At 65.8% G+C, this 15989-nt stretch carries 16 protein-coding genes; 5 read left to right on the top strand and 11 right to left on the bottom strand.

Features of this window, described 5'->3' with window-relative positions; all coding sequences use genetic code 11:
* Positions 1-230 precede the first annotated feature (230 nt).
* Positions 231-1169 (top strand): site-specific integrase, encoded by a 939-nt coding sequence (locus HAV18_RS39380; protein ID WP_166966369.1) that lies wholly within the window; start codon positions 231-233, stop codon positions 1167-1169.
* A gap of 37 nt (positions 1170-1206) precedes the next feature.
* Here HAV18_RS39380 and HAV18_RS39375 read toward each other — a convergent pair whose 3' ends face one another.
* From HAV18_RS39375 to HAV18_RS39350, 6 genes are all read right to left on the bottom strand, one after another.
* Positions 1207-1686 (bottom strand): RES family NAD+ phosphorylase, encoded by a 480-nt coding sequence (locus HAV18_RS39375; RefSeq protein ID WP_166966366.1) that lies wholly within the window; start codon positions 1684-1686, stop codon positions 1207-1209.
* Positions 1683-2138, bottom strand: a complete 456-nt coding sequence (locus tag HAV18_RS39370) for an antitoxin Xre/MbcA/ParS toxin-binding domain-containing protein (protein ID WP_166966364.1) — start codon at positions 2136-2138, stop codon at positions 1683-1685. The genes HAV18_RS39375 and HAV18_RS39370 overlap by 4 nt, the downstream gene beginning before the upstream one ends.
* Positions 2139-2513: 375 nt before the next feature.
* Entirely contained in the window at positions 2514-2717 is a 204-nt protein-coding gene (locus HAV18_RS39365; protein WP_166966361.1) for a DUF1289 domain-containing protein, read from the bottom strand.
* A 41-nt stretch (positions 2718-2758) separates the two neighbouring features.
* Positions 2759-3142, bottom strand: coding sequence for a catalase (locus HAV18_RS40435; RefSeq protein ID WP_407062457.1), 384 nt, complete (start codon positions 3140-3142; stop codon positions 2759-2761).
* Positions 3139-3366 (bottom strand): hypothetical protein, encoded by a 228-nt coding sequence (locus HAV18_RS39355; RefSeq protein ID WP_166966358.1) that lies wholly within the window; start codon positions 3364-3366, stop codon positions 3139-3141. Before HAV18_RS39355 ends, HAV18_RS40435 begins: the two co-directional genes overlap by 4 nt.
* On the bottom strand, positions 3354-3995 hold the full coding sequence (locus HAV18_RS39350) for an HD domain-containing protein (RefSeq protein ID WP_166966355.1): 642 nt from the start codon (positions 3993-3995) through the stop codon (positions 3354-3356). Before HAV18_RS39350 ends, HAV18_RS39355 begins: the two co-directional genes overlap by 13 nt.
* Before the next feature lie 214 nt (positions 3996-4209).
* On the opposite strand from HAV18_RS39350, the gene HAV18_RS39345 reads away from it, so the two are divergent.
* The 3 genes from HAV18_RS39345 to HAV18_RS39335 all read left to right on the top strand — a co-directional run bounded on the left by HAV18_RS39345 (position 4210) and on the right by HAV18_RS39335 (position 6846).
* Complete coding sequence (locus HAV18_RS39345; protein ID WP_166966352.1) at positions 4210-5175, top strand: GlxA family transcriptional regulator; 966 nt, start codon at positions 4210-4212, stop codon at positions 5173-5175.
* A gap of 323 nt (positions 5176-5498) precedes the next feature.
* Positions 5499-5810 carry a DUF4148 domain-containing protein gene (locus tag HAV18_RS39340; RefSeq protein WP_243771853.1) on the top strand — a complete coding sequence of 104 codons (312 nt, stop codon included), beginning with the start codon at positions 5499-5501 and terminating at the stop codon, positions 5808-5810.
* A gap of 322 nt (positions 5811-6132) precedes the next feature.
* Positions 6133-6846: a dienelactone hydrolase family protein gene (locus HAV18_RS39335; RefSeq protein WP_166966348.1), complete on the top strand. Its 714-nt coding sequence runs from the start codon at positions 6133-6135 to the stop codon at positions 6844-6846.
* Between the two features lie 133 nt (positions 6847-6979).
* On the opposite strand, the gene HAV18_RS39330 is transcribed toward HAV18_RS39335, so the two are convergent.
* From HAV18_RS39330 to HAV18_RS39315, 4 genes are all read right to left on the bottom strand, one after another.
* Entirely contained in the window at positions 6980-8506 is a 1527-nt protein-coding gene (locus HAV18_RS39330) for an efflux transporter outer membrane subunit (protein WP_166966346.1), read from the bottom strand.
* Between the two features lie 2 nt (positions 8507-8508).
* Positions 8509-11700 carry an efflux RND transporter permease subunit gene (locus tag HAV18_RS39325; RefSeq protein WP_166966343.1) on the bottom strand — a complete coding sequence of 1064 codons (3192 nt, stop codon included), beginning with the start codon at positions 11698-11700 and terminating at the stop codon, positions 8509-8511.
* Positions 11701-11715: 15 nt separating this feature from the next.
* The gene (locus HAV18_RS39320; protein ID WP_166966340.1) at positions 11716-12972 is read right to left on the bottom strand and encodes an efflux RND transporter periplasmic adaptor subunit; all 1257 of its coding nucleotides are present in this window, start codon (positions 12970-12972) and stop codon (positions 11716-11718) included.
* Between the two features lie 231 nt (positions 12973-13203).
* Complete coding sequence (locus HAV18_RS39315; protein WP_166966337.1) at positions 13204-14088, bottom strand: LysR family transcriptional regulator; 885 nt, start codon at positions 14086-14088, stop codon at positions 13204-13206.
* A 594-nt stretch (positions 14089-14682) separates the two neighbouring features.
* Here HAV18_RS39315 and HAV18_RS39310 point away from each other — a divergent pair.
* The gene (locus HAV18_RS39310; RefSeq protein ID WP_208102302.1) at positions 14683-15651 is read left to right on the top strand and encodes an AraC family transcriptional regulator; all 969 of its coding nucleotides are present in this window, start codon (positions 14683-14685) and stop codon (positions 15649-15651) included.
* Between the two features lie 216 nt (positions 15652-15867).
* On the opposite strand, the gene HAV18_RS39305 is transcribed toward HAV18_RS39310, so the two are convergent.
* Positions 15868-15989 (bottom strand): transposase (locus tag HAV18_RS39305; protein ID WP_166966332.1); only part of this gene is annotated, 122 nt, incomplete at its 5' end.

Here is a 15989-nt window from a genome sequence, read left to right as displayed (position 1 = left end):
GAGTTCATGTCGGTCAGCCGCGGTTGGTTCAGGATTCGGATCCCGAAGCAATTGAACGGTGTGCCGGACGCGCTCCGTTTCTTCAAAACGCTGCTGCTCGCGTGGTTGACGATGCACACAACGGCATCGGCGACGCGCGTACCGCGCACTGACGCGTCGGTTGCGTCGGGCTGGCCCGCTGGCCATCTGACCGATTGCCTGAGCCACCGCGTTCCGGCTATAAATCGGGCATGGACACGAATCGCTGGATTCACGACCCCGTCGGCGCCTTCCGGGCGTGGCAGGAAACCGCCGCGACCGGCGCCGATCGCCGGCCGTTCGCGCCGCGCTCGGTCGTGCAGCACGTCGCGATGTTCGAACGGTTCCTGCGCCATCTGATCGCACACCGCGTGACGCTGGCCACGTTCGGGCCCGACCACGTCGCGGCCTTCCTGGCGGAACTCGAGCGCACCTGCGCGCCCGGCACGTCGACCCGCGTGCGCTACGCGAAGCTGATCGACCGGCTGGGCCGGCATCTGGTCGAAGCCGGCATCCGCACGATCCATCCGTCCGGCCGGACGACGCGCGATCTCGCATGGCCGGATGGCGAGCCCGAGCCGTGCTACCTGCCGCCCGATGCCGACGCGGCACTGCAACGCCATGTGCAGCCTCGACCGGGCGACACGCCGGCCGACTGCCGGAATCGCGCGATCGTCGCGCTGCTGCTCGCGAGCGGCATCACGTCGGCGGAGATACGCGCGACGACGCACGACGCGCCCGATCTCGACGCGCGGCCGCCTGCGCTATCCGTGCCGCGGGATCGGGCACGACCGGCGCGCCGGATCGCGCTCGCCGAATTTGCACTGGCGCCGCTCGCCGCATGGCGCACGCACTCGGTAGACGCACCACCATCCGCGTTGCTGTTTCCCGCGCCGCGCGGCGGGGGCGCGATGAACGACATGTTCCTGCTGCTCGTGGTGCGCGACGCGCTGACCGCGATCGGCTTCCACGCGGCGGACATGAGCCCGCGCGTGCTGCGCAATACGGTTGCGCGCCGCCAGTTGCTTGCCGGCCACGCGCATGCCGACGTCAGTGCGATGCTCGGTCTCGTCAGTACGCGAACGGTCACGCGCATCCGGCAGACGCTGCCGCCCGATGCGGCCGCGGATCGCGCCGCCCACGAGCGCTGATCCCGCGTCACGCTCGGGCCTCGTGCTGCCCGGTTCCCTATTCGCCCGGCTTCGACTGGACCAGCCGCAGAATCCGGGTGTCGTACGGTGATTGCATGACTTCGGCGATACGAGCCTCGGAAGCGGCCGGATGCAGCGGATTCAGCAGGAAGTTGTGCGCGTGCGGCACGACGACGCTCGGCACGCGCAGCAGCGCGCTCGGCTGCGTGTGCAGCCATTCGGTACCGGCGCTGCGGGTCCAGTCGACGTTGGTTCGCCAGTCGTCCGGCGCGTCACCCTCCACGATTTCGGCGATATCGACCGAATCGGCCACCTCGACGCGAAGCAACTGGTATCCGCTCGGCAACTGCGCGACCGTGGCGATTTCGAAATGAACGAGCGTCTCGAGCAGCGCGAGCGCCGGATGCTCGGCGAGATACACGACGGGCTGCCCGGCGAAATGCCAGCGCCCGCCGGCGCGCAACCCGCCGATGCCTTTCAGGTCGGCGAAATTGCTGATCCGCCACAGCGTCGTCAAGCGAAGTACCCCTCGTCGATCTGCGTGAGGACTTCCTCGACGAGCCGTGCGCCATGCTCGGTGCTCGCCATGTCGAGCGACGTGCGGCCGCCGAAGCGCTGCAGCCCGTTGCGCAGCCACGCCATCGCCTTGTCCTGGTCGCCGAACGTGGCCGTCGCCTGTGCGACGATGCGCGCGAGACGGATCGCCTTGTCGGATTCCTCCGGCGACAGTCGTTCGTGCGCCTGGCGACGGTGGCTCAGCGTGCGGCGCGGAATGATGAAGGCCAGTTCGTCCGATTTCAGCCCGCGCTCGGACAGCCTGTCGATCACCGAGACGTCGACGCGCGCGCTCGCCAGCTCGGCCAGATCGGCCCCCGATCGGACGCGGATCGCCAGCAGCTGTTCGAGAATCGTGAATTCGGCCTGACGCGGATGCGCGACGCCCGAAGGATGAAAAGCAATGATGCTCATGACGCCTCCCGGCAATTTGCCCAATCATTATAGGCGTTTTGCCGAAATTTGCGGGAGACTGCGGAAAAGGAGGGAGAGCGAGCCTGTGGCAAGCGTCGGAGCGTCTGCGAAGGCGGGAGCGAATGTGACCCACTTGCCTGGAGGCAAGTTGCCGGAGTCGCGAATCGAAGATTCGCCTGGGCGATGGGATGCACTTGTTCAGTATATAAAGTCCGGAAATGCGTCGTGCGGTTGTCACGTAACAACCTTTTTACTGATTCCATTTGCTCCCATTTTGCCGGTCCGTTCTTCCGCACAAAGCCGAGAGGTTCGCCTAGGACAGAGAGATGTTCGTCAAGCGCGGCCCCCGTCACTCGGAACGCCGCTTCTGGCAAATCACCGGTCGTCACGACGGAAACGCATCGCCATACCCTCGCGTCGGATGCGTTCCCATATCGCACGTTTCTCGTCGTCGCTCATGAACACCCGGTGCGACGCCTCGTCGGCCGTTCGGCCACATCCGTTGCAGACATCGTCGAACGGCGTCGAGCACACGCCGACACCGGGGCTATCGGGTACGTCGTGAAGCGTGGAAGCCATTGGAGCGCCCGTATCGATTGAAAATCCGGCAGCGCAACGAATCACGCTCCCATACACGGATACCTTTCCGCCGGTAACGCGGCCGGTGCCGCACCGCCGCCCCGTCCCGCTTGCTTCAAGGACGCCGCCAGCCGCCCCCAAATCACCGTGATGTCCACGCCATAAGCCGAGCCGGTCTTCTCGCAGGTGCCGATTTGTCGTGAAGGATGTTCTTCGACACCCCGGCGATCTGACGCGTGGTGTTGCACAACAGCGCCTTCCGCACCACGTTCACCGGCGAGCGTCGAAAGGCGCGCAAACATCCGGGCCCGCTTGCCGATCGCCGAGACGGTTTTCGCCCTCGTGTATCGGCTAATGCCGTGCGTCACGGCAAGCGTGCCGTACGCATCCGCCCCCTTCGCATGCGTGCGCTGCTCCGGGATCACTTCGCGAGCAGCCAGGCATTCAGCAACGGCGCGGGGCCGGTCATCTTGATGATGGCGTTGTCGCCGGTCGTCGCGCCGTTCGCCTGGATCAGCGTTCGATCGTGCGATCTACCATATACGATCGCATTCCTTAATAAACTGGAACGCTCGGCTAACATTGTGCGCACGATCTCGTCTCGGTTCCCGCGATCGTGCGCCATACCGCGAACAATCAGCCCGCCCACGCGGACGACCGGATCACGCTGCAGAAATTGCCGGCGTGGAAATGCGGATCCTTGTCTCCGAGCACGTCGGCCTTCACGTTGCCGAACGTCGTGTCAGGCTTGTGCTTGATCCCGTCGTAGAACGCCTGGATGATGTCTTCCTTGAAGTGCTGCGTACGCGGATGCGCGCGGACGACGGCCTCGCGCTCGACGTCGCTGTATTCCGGATACGTCAGGCCCAGCACGTCCATCTCGACGCCTGCGGTGACGAGCGCGATCACCGGATGCATGTGCTGCGGGATACCCGGCGTCGTATGCAGTGCGATCGAAGTCCATACGACATCGATATCCTGCTGCGAGATGCCCTTGCCCTTCAGGAAATCGCGGGCGGCGTTGGCACCGTCCACTTCGAACCGCTCGCATGCGCTGCTGTGTTGGTGCGTGAGCCCCATGTCATGAAACATGCAACCGCAGTAGAGCAGCTCGGGGTCGTATTTGAGCCCGCGCCGCTGGCCCGCGAGCGCTGCGAAATAGAAGACGCGGCTGGAATGATGGAACAGCAACGGCGATGCGGTATCGCGAACGAGCTCGGTGATCTCGCGCGTCAGTTGGCTATCGGGAATGGTGATGCCTGCAACGTTCTCAGTCATGATCGACCTCCATTGGAAACACCCTTGATTCTCCGGAGCCCGATAGCTGGCTTCAATAGACGCATTACGTCAAATCCTGCCATTTTGCGCGACGGACGGACACCGTGCCCGCGCGGCAAAGAGAACGCCGGAAACAGGCTCCGCCGCGTGCCCGCTGCATCGCTTGCACCTCTATACTGCTCCCCGTCACGTTCGACACAACACGCAATCGATCATGCCGAAGGTCGTGGGAATTTTCGCCGTTCCGGGCGTTCAACTGCTCGATGTCTCCGCACCGCTCGACGTCTTCGCACAAGCGAACGCCGAATGCGGGAAGCCGTTCTATACGTTGCGGATCATTGCGAGCGAGTCCGGCCCGATCCGCAGTTCGTCCGGCGCGCAGTTGCTGCCCGACTGGATCGTTCCCGACATTCCCGAGCGCCTCGACACGCTGCTGGTCGCCGGCGCGCCGAGCGCCGGCCGGATCGCACTGCGCACCGACGTCCTCGCGTGGCTGCGAGCGGCGGCCGTGCAGAGCAAGCGCTACGGCTCGATCTGCACCGGCGCGTTCATCCTTGCGGCCACCGGCCTGCTGAAGGGGCGTCACCTGACCACGCACTGGGCTGCCGCCGACGCGCTTGCCGAAGCCTATCCATCGCTCGACGTCGACGCGGACGCGCTGTACGTGCGCGACGGCAAGCTGCACACCGGCGCCGGCGTCACGGCCGGGCTCGATCTCGCGCTCGCGCTGGTCGAGGAAGATCTCGGCCGCGAAATCGCGCGGCGCGTCGCCGCGCAACTGGTTATGTTCTTCAAGCGCCCGGGCGGGCAACTCCAGTTCAGCCGCAAGGGCGAAGCGCGCCCCGCCGGGCGTTCGGTGCTGCAGGAGGTCCAGCGCTGGATCGCGGCGAATCCGGAACTCGAGCACTCGGTGGCGGAGATGGCGAAGCATGCAGGCATGAGCCCGCGCCACTTCGCACGGCTGTTCCGCGCGGAAGTCGGCATGACGCCGGCCGCCTGGGTCGAGGCGACCCGCATTTCGGCGGCCCGCCAGTTGCTCGAGAACGGCCACGACACGCCGAAGCAGGTCGCCGCGAAATGCGGCTTCGCGAATGTCGATACGCTCAGGCGGTCGTTCACCCGGCACGTCGGAATCACGCCCGCCGAATACCGGAAACGGCAGGCAGTCCTGGCCGAGTGACGCGGGCAGTACGCACTGCGATACGACACGATCGATATCGACGGCCCTGCTCGCATACTTCGGAATGCGATTTATTTGATCGTCGTGCGGCCACCGGCCGATCGACGACTTCGCCCCACTGGAAGCCTCGTCCGAAGTCCTGATCGAGCGCGGGGCCGGCCCGCAATCATCATACGAAAACACGCACCTGCTCAGATCGTTTACCCAGTTGCAATAATTATTCGCTGGAACGCGTATTTCCGACCGGTAACGCGATCGCTACGATGCAATCAACCGCTGAACGCAACAAGCGAAGCGCGAAATCAATGAAACCGGAGGTCATCATGAAGTCGTTCATCTACGCTGTCGTCGCCGCAACCGCCCTGTCCGCCTCGTACGGCGCATTCGCACAATCGAACCCGTCGGGCCAGTTGACGCGTGCCCAGGTGCGCGCGGAACTCGTCCAGCTCGAACAGGCCGGCTACAAGCCCGAAGTCTCCGACCAGTATTACCCGCGCGCGCTGCAAACCGCACAGGCCCGCGCGACGAACGCCGATGAAACCGGCTACGGTGCGCAAGCCACCGCCGGCGTACGTGCCGGCCGCGCGATCGCGGTCAAGCAGGACGGCCGCGACTCCGTGTATTTCGGCCAGTAAGCGCCCGTCACGCGCCCGCGTATTCCGATACGCGCGCGGCACACACGACACCCCGCTCCCGTTCATCGGGGCGGGGTGTCGCTTTTCGATCATCCGCTCCGGGAACGAATCGCGCCCTTCGCCTGACGCTGTCTTGCGAACAGCTTGCCGTGCCGTGTCGTTCACGCAGGCAGCCGGCGTTTGCGCATAGAATGGCCGCGTGGTCGGTGCCGGCCGAAACGAACGCGAGCGGAACCACGACGCCCGGCTTGCCCGATCGTCGCCGCGCCGCAAGCCGGCCCCGATGCCGCACTCAGCGCATTTTTCGAAAAGGAGCGGTTTCATGTCTCAAACATCCGGTTCCATGATCACGTTTCGACGCCCGGACGGCCAGGAACTGCAGGGCTATCTCGCCACGCCGGCAAAGACCGAAGGCGCGCCCGCGGTCGTCATCATCCAGGAATGGTGGGGGCTGAACGACCAGATCCGCGGCGTCGCGGATCGCCTCGCGCGCTGCGGCTACTTCGCGCTCGTGCCCGACCTGTATCGCGGCAAGTCGACGGTCGAGGAAGAAGAAGCGCACCACCTGATGACCGGACTCGATTTCGGTGACGCAGCCTCGCAGGACATTCCCGGTGCAGTGGCCTATCTGAAGACGCTCGCCCCACGCGTCGCGGTGACGGGCTTCTGCATGGGCGGCGCACTCACGCTGCTGTCGCTGCAGTACGCCGATGCCGATGCGGGCGTCACGTGGTACGGCCTCCCGCCGCTCGACTACATCGACCCGGCGAAGCTGAAGGTGCCGCTGATGGGCCACTGGGCTACGCAGGACGCGTTCTTTGCGATCGACCAGGTCGATGCGCTCGAGAAGAAGCTGACCGATGCGAAGGTCGGGTTCGAGTTTCATCGCTATCTCGCGCATCATGCGTTCGCGAACGAAGAGGCAGTCGGCACCGGCCGTATCGCCGGCACGCAGTTCGATCCGGTGTGGTCGCAAATCGCATGGGATCGCACGCTGACGTTCTTTGGTCGCACGCTTTGGGCGAAGCAGGGGTAACGTTACGCCGCTTCAACTGAGAGCCGCCGCACAATAAGGAAACGCCACGGATTCTCATCCGTGGCGTTTTCGTTTTTGCATGTCGCCGGTTCGGCAGGCAGAAGCGGTTGCCCGCTCCTGCCCTTCGTCGTGCTTACCCGTTCGTCGCTGCTGCTGACGCAGGCGCGGCCGCTTTGTCGTAATCGACCGGCGCATCCGGCGCGCGCGGCGTCTCGCCGGCCCGCTGGACCCACCCGCCGCCCAGTGCACGGTACAGGTCGACAAGCGTCGTCCAGCGTGCGAGGCGCGCGCTGATCAGCGTCTGCTGTGCCGAGTACAGATCCGTCTGCGCAGTCAGCACCGACAGGTAGCTGTCGACGCCGTTCTTGTAGCGCAGGTCCGACAGGTCAAAGCGGCGCTGCTGCGCGTGCTCGTTGCGCTCGAGCGCCGCGATCTGCTGGTCGTACGTGCCGCGTGCGGCCAGGCCGTCCGCCACTTCGCGGAATGCCGACTGGATCGCCTTCTCGTAGTTCGCGATCTCGATGCGCTTCTGCACGTTCGCGAGATCGAGGTTCGCGATATTCGAACCGCCCTCGAAGATTGGCAGCGCGATGTTCGGCGCGAACGACCACGCCGCCGTGCCGGCCTTGAACAGGCCGCCCAGCGTCGGGCTCGAGGTGCCGAACGCCGCCGTCAGCGAGATCTTCGGGAAGAACGCCGCGCGCGCCGCGCCGATGTTCGCGTTCGCGGCCAGCAGCGTCTGCTCGGCCTGCATCACGTCGGGGCGACGCGTCAGCAGGTCAGACGGCAACCCGGCGGGCACATCCGTCAGCAGGTTCTGCGCGTCGAGCGGCATGCCCGCCGGCAGGTCGTCCGGCAGCGGCTCGCCGATCAGTTGCACCAGCGCGTTCAGCGCCTGGGCACGCGCACGCGCCTGTATCTGCTGATTCGACAGCGCCTGCTCGACGACCGTCTGCGCCTGACGCAGGTCGAGCTCGGAGCCCGTGCCGTTGTCGAACTGCAGCTTCGTCAGGTAGTACGATGCCTGCGCGGACTTCAGCGTGCTCTCCGTGACCTGCAACAGGTCGTCGGTCGACAGCAGCGTCAGGTACTGGTCAGCCACCGACGACACCAGCGAGATCTCCTGCGCCTGCCGAGCATACGCGGTCGACAGGTACTGCGCGAGCGCCTGGTCCTTCAGGCTCTGCACGCGGCCGAACAGGTCAAGTTCCCATGACGCGGACAAGCCCACGTTGTAGGTCGTCGTGATGTTCTGGCCAGGCGACGTCGTCAGCGCATTCGGAAGACGCTGGCGATTGCCCGTACCCGTACCATTCAGCGTCGGGAACAAGCCCGCACGCGTGATCTGGTACTGCGCACGCGCCGCCTCGATGTTCAGCACCGACACGCGCAGGTCGCGGTTGTTTTTCAGCGCGATCTCGATCAGCCGCTGCAGGCGCGGATCGACGAAGAACTCGCGCCAGCCGATGGCGGCCGCCGCCTGGCCGTTCGCGCTGCGCGCGCCGGCAGCACCCGGCTGCGTCGCGTAAACGCCGCTGGCCGGGTACGCCTGCGCGACGGGCGCGTCAGGCCGCTTGTAGTGCGGCGCCATCGTGCAGCCCGTGGCGAACAGCGCGGCAGCCAGTGCGGCCGCGGTTGCAGTCAAAACGTGTTTTTGCATCGTTACTGCCCCTTCGAATCGTGTGCGTCGTCGTGACCACGCTGCAGGTCGCCCTGCACGAGACGCCATGCATCGTCGACGTTTTCCGTCTCGCCGCTGAACATCGCGCGTACCCGCACGAAGAACATCGGGATCATGAAAATCGCGAGGAACGTCGCCGTGATCATCCCGCCGATCACGCCCGTGCCGATCGCATGCTGACTCGCCGAACCCGCGCCGTTGCTGATCGCAAGCGGCAGCACGCCGAGCATGAACGCGAGCGACGTCATCAGGATCGGACGCAGTCGCAGGCGCGCCGCCTCGATCGCCGCGCGCACCGGCCCCATGTTCTCCTTCGCCTGCAACTCGCGCGCGAACTCGACAATCAGGATCGCGTTCTTCGCGGACAGGCCCACGGTAGTCAGCAGGCCGACCTGGAAGAACACGTCGTTCTCGAGGCCGCGCAGCATCGTCGCGAGCAGCGCGCCGACCACGCCGAGCGGCACGACCATGATCACCGAGAACGGGATCGACCAGCTTTCATACAGCGCCGCCAGACACAGGAACACGACGAGGATCGAGATCGCGTACAGGATCGGCGCCTGCGAGCCGGACTGGATTTCCTGGAACGACAGGCCCGTCCACGAGTAGCCGATACCGTCCGGCAGCTTGCTCGCGAGCGCTTCCATCGCGGCCATCGCCTGGCCGGTCGACTTGCCCTCCGCAGCCTGCCCCTGGATCTCGATCGACGACACGCCGTTGTAGCGTTCGAGCTTCGGCGAACCGTAGCTCCAGTGGCCGGTCGAGAATGCGCTGAACGGCACCATGCCACCCGCGCTGTTGCGCACGTACCAGATGTTCATGTCTTCCGGCGTCATCCGGAACGGCGCGTCCGACTGTACGTACACCTTCTTGATCCGGCCATCCGTATCCAGGAAGTTGTTCACGTACTGCGACGCCCACGCGATCGAGAACGTCTGGTCGATCGCAGCGGCCGTCACGCCAAGCGCGTTCGCTTTCTCGCGATCGATGTCGACCTTGTACTGCGGCGTATCGTTCAGGCCGTTCGGGCGCACGAGCGCCAGTGCGGGATCCTTCGCAGCCAACCCGAGCAACTGGCCGCGCGCGGCCATCAGCGCTTCGTGGCCGAGACCCGCGTTGTCCGTCAGCTCGAAGTCGAAGCCGGCGGCCGTGCCGAGTTCGGGAATCGACGGCGGATTGAACGGGATCACCATCGCGTCCTTGTACTGCGAGTAGTGCGCGAAGGTCCGGCCGATCAGCGCCTGCACCTTCTGGTCGGAACGCTGGCGATGCTCGTACGGTTTCAGCTTCACGAACACGAGGCCCGCGTTCTGGCCGCGGCCCGCAAAGCTGAAGCCGTTGACCGTGAACACCGAGTCGACAACATCCTTCTCGGTCGTGGTCAGGTACGTGTTGATGTTGTCGAGCGTCTTGCCGGTCGTTTCCTGCGTGGAGCCGGACGGCGTCTGCACGATCATGAACATGTAGCCCTGGTCTTCGTCCGGCAGGAACGACTTCGGCAGGCGTACAAACATCACGCCGACCGCGATGAACACGGCCAGGTAGATCACGAGCCAGCGTCCCGAGCGCCGGATCACGTGGTTCACGCCGCCCGTATAGCGATCGCGGCTGCGGTCGAAGGCGCGGTTGAACCAGCCGAAGAAACCCTTCTTCTCTTCGTGATGCCCTTGCGGGATCGGCTTGAGGATCGTCGCGCACAGTGCCGGCGTCAGGATCAACGCGACGAGCACCGACAGCACCATCGCCGACACGATCGTCAGCGAGAACTGACGATAGATCGCACCGACCGACCCGCCGGAGAACGCCACCGGCACGAACACCGCCGACAGCACCAGCGCCACGCCGACGAGTGCGCCGGTGATCTGGCCCATCGCCTTCTTGGTCGCCTCCTTCGGCGACAGGCCCTCTTCCGCCATCACGCGCTCGACGTTCTCGACCACCACGATCGCATCGTCGACCAGCAGGCCGATGGCGAGCACGAGGCCGAACATCGACAGCGTGTTGATCGAGAAGCCGGCGAGGCCCATGATCGCGAACGTGCCGAGCAGCACGACCGGCACCGCGATCGTCGGGATGATCGTCGCCCGCAGGTTCTGCAGGAACAGGTACATCACGAGGAACACGAGCACGATACCTTCGAGCAGCGTCTTGACCACTTCCTCGATCGACAGGCGCACGAACGGCGTCGTGTCGTACGGATAGTGGACGACGAGACCGTGCGGGAAGTACTTCGACAGCTCCTGGACCTTGGCCCGCAGCGCTGTCGCGGTCGCGAGCGCGTTCGCGCCGGTCGCGAGCTGGATGCCGAGGCCGGCCGTCGGCTGCCCCATGTACTTCGTGTCGAACGTGTAGTTCTCGGAGCCGAGCGCCGCGCGGCCGACGTCCTTCAGGCGAACCTGCGAACCGTCCTGGTTGACCTTCAGCAGGATGTTGCCGAACTGCTCGGGCGTGCGCAGCAGCGTCGATTCGGTGATCGTCGCCTGCAGCATGGTGCCCGGCTTCGCCGGCGTGCCGCCGATCTGGCCGCCCGCGATCTGCACGTTCTGCTGCGTGATCGCCGCCGACACGTCGGTCGGCGTGAGGCTGTAGTTGGTCAGCTTGACGGGGTCGAGCCAGACGCGCATCGAGAACTGCGAACCGAGCAGCAGCGTCTGGCCGACGCCGTTCACGCGGCTGAGCGGATCGAGCACGTGCGATGCCACGTAGTTCGTCAGGTCCTCCTTCGACATGCTGCCGTCCTCGGAGTTGAACGCGAACCACATCAACCAGTTGCTGCTCGACTTCGTGACCTGCATGCCGAGTTGCTGCACGACCTGCGGCAGGTTCGGCGTCGCGAGCGACAACTTGTTCTGCACCTGCACCTGCGCGACGTCCGGATTCGTGCCCGGCGCGAAGGTCAGCGTGATCGTCGCGTTGCCCGAATCGTCACTCGTCGACGACATGTACAGGAAGTTGTCGAGCCCGCTCATCTGCTGCTCGATCACCTGCGTCACCGTGTCTTCCACCGTCTTCGCGGAAGCGCCCGGGTAGTTCGCCTGGATCTGGATCGTCGGCGGTGCGATCGTCGGATACTGCGCGATCGGCATCTTGAAGATCGATGCGACGCCGGCCAGCATCAGCACGATCGCGATCACCCACGCAAAGATCGGGCGATCGATAAAGAACTTGGCCATGAAACGGACTCCTTGTTATTGCGCGGCCGACGCGGCGGTCGAACTCGCGGCAGCATTGGCGACGGTGCTCGCCGGCGCGGCGCCGGACGCATGCGCGGCGCTTGCCGGTGTGCCGGACGCAGCGTCCGGCGCCGGTGCGAGCTGCGCGGCGACCGTCTTCACGGTCGCACCCGGGCGCACCTTGTCGACGCCCTGCACGATCACGTGATCGCCCGCTTCCAGACCGCCTTCCACGATCCAGTCCTGGCCGTACGTGCCGGTCGTCGTCAACGGACGCTGCTCGACCTTGTTGGCCGCGTTCACGACCAGCGCGACCGCCTGGCCCTTCTGGTCATGCGTAACGCCGATCTGCGGCACCAGGAACGCGTTCTCGTTCACGCCTTCCTCGATCCGCGCACGCACGAACATGCCCGGCAGCAGCACGCGGCCCGGGTTCGGGAAGATCGCGCGGATCGTCACCGAGCCGGTGGTCTGGTCGACCGTCACGTCCGAGAATTGCAGCTTGCCCGCCTCCGAATAGGTCTTGCCGTCTTCCAGGATCAGCGACACCTTCGCCGCGCCCGGGCCGCTCGTCTTCAGGCGGCCGCTCTGCACGTCCTGGCGCAGCTTCAGCCCTTCGAGGCTCGACTGCGTGAGGTCCACGTACACCGGATCGAGCTGCTGCACCGTCGACATCAGCGTCGCCTGGCTCGCCTGCACGTATGCGCCCGGCGTCACCTGCGAAATGCCGACGCGGCCGGTGATCGGCGAGACGACATCGGTATAGCCCAGGTTGATCTGCGCGGTATCGACCGCCGCCTTGCCGGCCGCAACGTCCGCCGCGGCCTGGCCCTGCGTGGCCACCGCGTTGTCGTAGTCCTGCTTGCTGACGGCGTTCGCGGCCACCAGCACCTTGTAGCGTGCGACCAGCGCGTTCTGCGTGACGAGGTTCGCCTGCGCCCTCGCGAGCGTCGCCTTTGCACTGTTCAGCGCGGCGATGTACGGTGCCGGGTCGATCTTGTAGAGACGCTGGCCGGCCTTGACGTCGGTGCCTTCGGTGAATTCACGGCGCAGCACGATGCCGTCGACCCGCGCACGCACCTGCGCAACGAGGAACGCGCTGGTGCGGCCCGGCAGTTCGGTGATCGCCGGCACGGCCTGCGGCTGGACGGTGACGACGCCGACTTCCGGCGTTTGCGGCGGCGGTGCCGATTCTTTTTTTCCGCACGCGGCCAGGAAAACGGCAGCCGTTGCAGCAGTGATTAAGCGGTATGGAACCCGTTCGACGCGCATGGAGCGACCTCTCGCAAATAAACGACTTTCAATGGGAATCAACAGATCTCCTCGTAACCTGCACGCGCGGCCGGAATGTTGTCGCTTCCGGTTCGCCGCGGATGCGGTCGCGTAATTCGGGCGTGCGTTGCGCCCTGCGGAGCGTTCGTTCGTCGAACTGCTTCCGTGGAAAAAGAACCATGAGCCCGCGGCCCTGGCGGGCGGGCGTTGCTGCGGCGACCAACCGGGCCGCTAGCTCGCGGGCCGGAACGCGGTGCCGGCGAATTCGACGAATGCTCGTGCGGCGGCCGGCAGATGCGCGGTGCGCGCATGCGCGAGCTTCAGCGTGACGGGCGCGAGCGGGCGAACCGGTGCAACGCGCACCAGCGTGCCGGCCGCCAGATCGGCGTCGACGAGATACGTGGGCAGCACCGCGGCGCCCATGCCGGCCACGGCCAGCCGCCGTGCCATCTCGAGATGGCCGACGCCCGCAATGCCGCCGGGCGCCGCGTCGGGTCGAAACGCACCCGCATCGTCGTCGCCGGTCGCCGGCAGATCGAGCCGCACGGCCGCGAGATCCGGCCAGTCGCCCGATGCAGCCGTACCGCCGTGTGCGGCGACATAACCCGGCGCCGCGACGCGCACGGATTCGTAGGAGGCCAGCGTGTGCAACGCGTGCGCACCTGTCACCGGCATGCCGTCAGTCAGGAACGCGACATCGATGTCTTCGGATGTCAGGTCGACATGGGCATCGGTCAGCGTCACGGTCGGCCGCACGTCCGGAAACCGGTTCACAAAACGATCGAGCAACGCGCTCAACTGGCTGAGCCCGAACGCGACCGGTGCGGCGATGCGCAGCGCGCCTTCCGGCTTGCTGCCCATCGCGACGACACGACCGTCGATCTCGTCGATCGCACCGAGAATCCGCTCGACGCGCGCGAGATACAACTCGCCGATTTCCGTCAGCGACTGGTGGCAGGTGCTGCGTTGAAGCAGGCGTGCGCCAAGGCGCGTCTCGAGCGCATCGACCAGCCGGCTCGCCATCGCCGTCGACACGCGCAGCCGCGTCGCCGCCCGGCGAAACCCGCCTTCCCTTGCCACCGTCACGAATGCCCGAATCGATTGAAGTTGGTCCATTTGTCCGGATTCCCCTGCGCGGTCGACCGCCTCGACGCGCGCACCCGTCGCCGCGTCGCGGCCGTCATGCAACGGCCCGGCCAATGCGGCGGCACCGACACCGGCCACGCCGGGTCGGTCGGCACGCTCGCGCCAGACGCGCGCCGGCATGCAACGGACGCAAGCCGGCCTCGGCTGGCCCGATGCACGAATATTCGAATAGCAGTCCTGAGTCTTTTCTAGCGATTCACAGCGACAACGCCTACGGCATCCGTCGGCCATGTGGCGGTCATACCCGCATCGCCCGAGCGCACTGGAACAGGTTTCATTCAGCAGGTGCAATGGTATGAAAACCGCCGGAAATTGGCTTGCCTGATCCTGCGATTGTTTTGCCTTAATTTCCGAATTTGTGCGCTGCACACCACGCAACCACCGGCGATGCGGTCGCCGCCCGTGCAGATCCGGATGATCGGGCTAACTTCCGACAGGTTTAGGCAATCACGTGCGCGCGACTCGCCGTACGATGTGACCGCCGAGCCGCCCCCTGCCGACACACCGACGGGGAATCGCAGCCGCGCACCTTGCACCGACCACTCGGCCATCCGCTCACGCAATATGGAAATCGACGCCCGAACGCCGCCGCCACAGCGCATCACGCCCGATCACGACCTTCGGTCACCCACGGCCCGGCTCGCTGCGCTGATCGCCGCCTACGCACCGCACGACGGCACGTTCGAACTCCCGGTGCGTGGCATGCGCATCGCACGCGCCTCCGCGTCGCCCCCGCACTGGAACCATGGCGTGCACCACGCGTGCCTGGCCATCGTCGGGCAAGGCGCGAAATCGACACGGGTCGGCGACGACACGTACGTGATCGACGAGTCGCGGATGCTGGTTGCGACTGCCGACCTGCCCGTCACCGGCCGCGTGACACGCGCGAGCCCGGCCGAGCCGTTCCTTTATGCGCAACTGGAACTCGACCCGACCCGCATCGCGGCACTCACGCCACGCGTGTTTCCGCTCGGGCTGCCGAAGGCTGTCGACTGCGGTGCACTCGATACGCGCGATGCACCGCCTGAAATCGTCGACGCCCTCGTGCGGCTGATGCAACTGATCGCGCAACCCGACGACATCGACCTGCTCGCGCCACTCATCGTCGACGAAATCCTCGTTCGGCTGCTGCGCGGCCCGTCGGGTGCGCGCGTCGCGCAGGTCGGCCAGGTCGACTCGACGACGCAGCGCATCTCGCGCGCGGTCGCCTGGATTCGCGACCACTACCTCGATCCGATGACGGTCGAATCGCTCGCGCGACAGGTGGACATGAGCCCGTCGACGTTCCATCACCACTTCCGTGCGGTCACGTCGATGAGCCCGTTGCAATGCCAGAAGGTGCTGCGGCTGCAGGAGGCGCGCCGCCTGATGTGCCTGTCGGCAATGGATGCGCGACAGGCGTGCCGCAGTGTCGGCTATGTGAGCGCGTCCCAGTTCAGCCGCGAATACGCACGACTGTTCGGCGATGCGCCGGGACGCGATGTCCTGAAGCTGCGCGACGAAGCTGTGCCGCTATCCCGCGTCGCGCCGTAGGCCGGCACGTCACGCGCGTGGCTCACGCTCATGCTAGCGCGCGCCGCGCTTCGTCCCGCCGGCATTCGCACGCTCGGCCTGCACGGCTTCGAACGTCGTCGTGTTCGCTGGACCAGACGTGGTGTGATCCGAAAGCGCTGTTCGACGGAATCGATCCGTACGAGCCGGGCGAGGGCCGCCCGATCTGCGGCTCGACCGACGTAGTCAACGTAAGGTTCATCGAGGATTACCGGGGAACGCGGCGCGGATCTTGAGGAAGAAGTATTCCTCGTCGCGGTACCCGTAAGCTCGACGCTTGATGACCTTGATGGTGTTGTTGATACCTTCGACGACGCTGG

The sequence above is a fragment of the Burkholderia sp. D-99 genome (assembly GCF_011605345.1).
In the GTDB taxonomy this organism is placed as follows: domain Bacteria; phylum Pseudomonadota; class Gammaproteobacteria; order Burkholderiales; family Burkholderiaceae; genus Burkholderia.
The sequence above is the reverse complement of the archived record's forward strand: the minus strand, read 5'-3'. Positions and strand labels throughout refer to the sequence as shown.